The 3,699-nt window shown below is 65.3% G+C and carries 2 protein-coding genes; both read right to left on the bottom strand.

What is annotated here, in order from left to right; translation table 11 throughout:
- Positions 1-1,656 (bottom strand): hypothetical protein (locus tag JSV65_06185; protein UCH35940.1); only part of this gene is annotated, 1,656 nt, incomplete at its 3' end.
- On the bottom strand, positions 1,653-3,699 hold a 2,047-nt coding region (locus tag JSV65_06180), incomplete at its 5' end, for an insulinase family protein (GenBank protein ID UCH35939.1). The genes JSV65_06185 and JSV65_06180, both read right to left, overlap by 4 nt.

The following is a 3,699-nucleotide window of genomic DNA, read 5'->3' as shown; positions in this document are numbered from 1 at the left end:
GTCCATGTGATGCAGGCGGGCGATGTTGACCCCGAACTGCGCCAGCCGACGAGCGATGATCTCCGCGTTCTCGTGTTTGGGAAAGCATGCGCCCGCCGAAAAGCACGTGCCCCAGAAGCGCGCCGGCGTGCCGTCCTCGAAGGCCAGTTGACCGTTACGCGCGACCACGAACCCGTGGGCACCCGCCGGCCTGTGGTTGAGCCATGACAAATCCACCGGGGCCGCGTCGGGCGCAAGCGGGAAAGCGAACCATTCCTCGGTCTGATTGCTCGACGGCGCCAGCGAGGAATCCGGGACGAATTGCAGGCCCGGCATGGCGACCGTCAACTCTCCCTCCGTCGTATAGCCCGTCGGCACGGGGCCCTCCGGCAACGGGAGATGGAATCCGACCTCGATCTCGTCGCCGCCCCACTCGCGATTGTCCTGCACGTTGACGTGTATGGGCCGCGCGGAGGTGATGACGATGTGGTCGTCCGACGCCGGAGCCACCTCAACTCCGCGCGCCTCGCCGGACCATATTCCCGGCGTGCCCGGGTACTCCGGCGGCACCGCGAACCGCGCTGGCGGTGCAGCGCCGCTGGGCAGCACCAGCACCTCGCGCCCCTGGTGACGCGAGATCGGCAGCCCGAAAGCCACGCGGCACGCCCTCAGCTCGACTTCCTGCGGGAACTCAACCCGATACCGGAGCCGCACGGCCGAGTCACTCGACTCCGCCTTCACGGTGCACGTCGCCTGTGCGTCTCCCGCGCCGCGGACCTCGATCGTCCCGTGCACGGTGCGACTGTGCGGATCATATGCGCTCGCCGCATCGTTGGTCAGAGCCGCCCCCTGCCAGTCCGGGCCGAAGATGATTAGCTGACAATCCGCGATCGGCTGGTCGCGCCAGATCCGCACGCTGCCATTGGGTCGCGCGAGTGCAAATGGCTGTGATCGGCTCACGGGTGGCAATGTTGTCATTCCCTTCAACTCATCCTCTGCGATAACGCCGGCGGTGATGGCGCGGCGAATCGTCGCGCCCGGTATCGTCCTGCCACGGCCGAGGAGTATGAAACGGAACTCCCACGCATCCCCGCCCCACTGGCGGGCATCAACGACCTCGAAAGCGGCTGGGATGTCCGCGACTACCGAACAAAGGCCCGCGGAGGTTGGCAGAGACACGCCATAAGCGGCGCCGCTGAAGTCCACGCGCGACCCGGCTTCGAACCTCAACGGCATATTTCGCACGCCGAGGATGCGGCCCTCTTTTCCGTCGAGCTGCACAGCCGGCACCCGCAGCACGATCGCGAGCAACCATATCGGAGATGACTCGGTCGGCGTCAGCGCGTAGGACACACCAACGCGATCGGCGTTCTGCGAGACATCCTGCTCGAACGCCAGTCGGCCGGTAGCCCCCTCGGGCATCTCGATTGAGCCGCGCGCCGTGACCGGCGAGCCGGCTCGAATAGTCCCTGCGGGGAAGGCGGCATCCATCCGCGCGGCCGACTGCGACGCGTACGACCACTCCGGGCCGAGAACGATAGCGCTCAACTCGCCGGTCAGTCCACCGCACCGGATCGAGGCCACGCCTTCCTCGGTCAGCTTCGTCGTCAGCGAATCTGCCCGCGCGCCCGACAGCGCAGACGCAAGGAACAACGCAAGTGCGACAGCCAACCTCACTCAGACCCTCCCGCCGCGGGCGCGGACTCGGCGCGCGGTATCACTGCGCCTCGACTCAGCAGCGCTGCGGCGTCGCGCGCGAACTGCTCTGGGTCTTTGACCGCCAGATACCATCGAGTCCTCAATGGCCCCCTGACGAGCACCCATCGGCCGGTGTCACCGCCGAGGACGAATACCCGCGGGTCGAAGGCGAACCGCCACATGCCTAAAGTGCCCACTTCCACGGAACGCATACGCTCCGGGCGCAGGATTATGTGGAATCCAGCGGTCACTATCAGCAGGCCGTCGCTGCTGACCACGACCCGGCGGGCGATTGCGGTGAACGATAACGCCACTATTACCGTGAAGAATCCCCCCATGTATGCGAGCCAGACCGCGATCTCGGCGCCGAACATCGCCCGCGTGAAGAGGTATTCACTCAATTTCCATGGGAGCCACACGAAGACGAGTATCGCGGCTCCGTCATAGATGAGCGCCCGCAGCACGCGCGCGCAGACGAATCGCGGCGTGTTGCGCGATCCCAGGGTTTCCTCGATGTGTTCCGTCCGCGGTGCAAGGCGCGCGTTCGTACGCCGCCCAAGTACCACGAGCACGCCCAATACGGCCACAATGACCGCCGCCATAACGATCAACTGGCGCGGCGTCTTGTACGGGCGGTGATATGCTGCAAGTCGTCTCTGAGGTCGGAGATAGACCTGCGCTGTGTGCAATATCCCAGCCGATGTCAACGCATCCGTCATCGCTTCGACGTCGGGCGGGCTTCCTTGGTACACCGCCCACCCCACATAGACGCTGGCGAGCTGTCTGTTAGACTCGACGAATTCCCGCCACCCACTGGCCGCCGCCGCGCGCATCATCTCAATGTCTCGCGGGGAGAGGGACTCAGAGCGGATGCGCGCGAGTTCCTGCCGCATGATGCGTTGCACTCGACCGATGTCTGAATGGCGACAGTCCGCCATGAGCAGAAACGGTTGTGCCTCCGCTGATCCGTGGAACGTCGCGTGCCCCGGGTAGTACCCGATAGCATAGGACCACCCTTCTTCCTCGCGGATGCGGTCTTTGGCGCGGATGCTCATGAGCCAGAACATCCAGTGAAGCCGGCTGAGATCGTCCACAGCACAGCTCGGCACGGCGTAGCCGCACCATACGTGGGAAGACTTGTAGTTGCCGAATGCAGCTACGCTAGCTCGGCGGTCGCGAACCGCTGGCGCGCTGCGTGCTCCCGCCGGTGGGTCCGGACCTCGCGGGATGTGCCCAAAGACGTCGCGGACAAGTCCGAGCGCACGCTCCGGTTCGAAATCGCCGACCACCGCGAGCACCACGTTGTTGGGCACGTACTGCTCTCCGTACAGCCGCACCAGCTCATCTCGCGACACGCGCCTAAGGTTGCGCAGTTCTGACTTGTGATCCTTCGGGCCTTGAACCAGCGAGTTCTCCCCGAAGACTTCGCGCGTCAGTCGCCACCACAGGGTGCCGAGCTCTCTGGGCGTCCGTTCTCTGATGACGACCTTGCGCGTGACCTCGACACGGTCGGGCGGAAACGTCGAGTCGAACAGGACTTCCGCCAGCCATTTCAGCCCGAACTCGAGTTCACCGGCCGGGAGTTCAAGCCCGATCCACGTCAGATCGTCGCCCGCTCTGCCCCAGCTGTCGCCGCCGCGCGCCCTTACGTCTTGGTCAAGGCCCTTGCGCGACCGCTTACTCGTGCCCTGGAACACCATGTGCTCCACGAAGTGGACGAGTCCGCGCTGGTGAAGCGTCTCGTAGCGGCGTCCCAACTTGACGCCCGCGATAAGACTAATGGAGCCCGAGCCCGGGCGAGACTTGAGCCAGACCTCGAGGCCGTTGTCGAGGGTTACGCGTTCGGGCTGAATGGCTTCGTTAAGCGAGGAGGCATGGAGTGGACACGATGCGAGCATGAGGCCCGCGACGGTAGAGATAACCAGCCAGCGCGTCAGGGCGAGCATGAGGGATGATTTCACCGCGCGCCGCCGCGTCACCTTCGGCAGCAACGCCCGCGGCATGGCTCTTCGCAGCCGCGCT

It is taken from the genome of Armatimonadota bacterium (genome assembly GCA_020354555.1).
Taxonomy (GTDB): domain Bacteria; phylum Armatimonadota; class Hebobacteria.
This window is presented reverse-complemented; position numbering and strand designations above follow the sequence as displayed.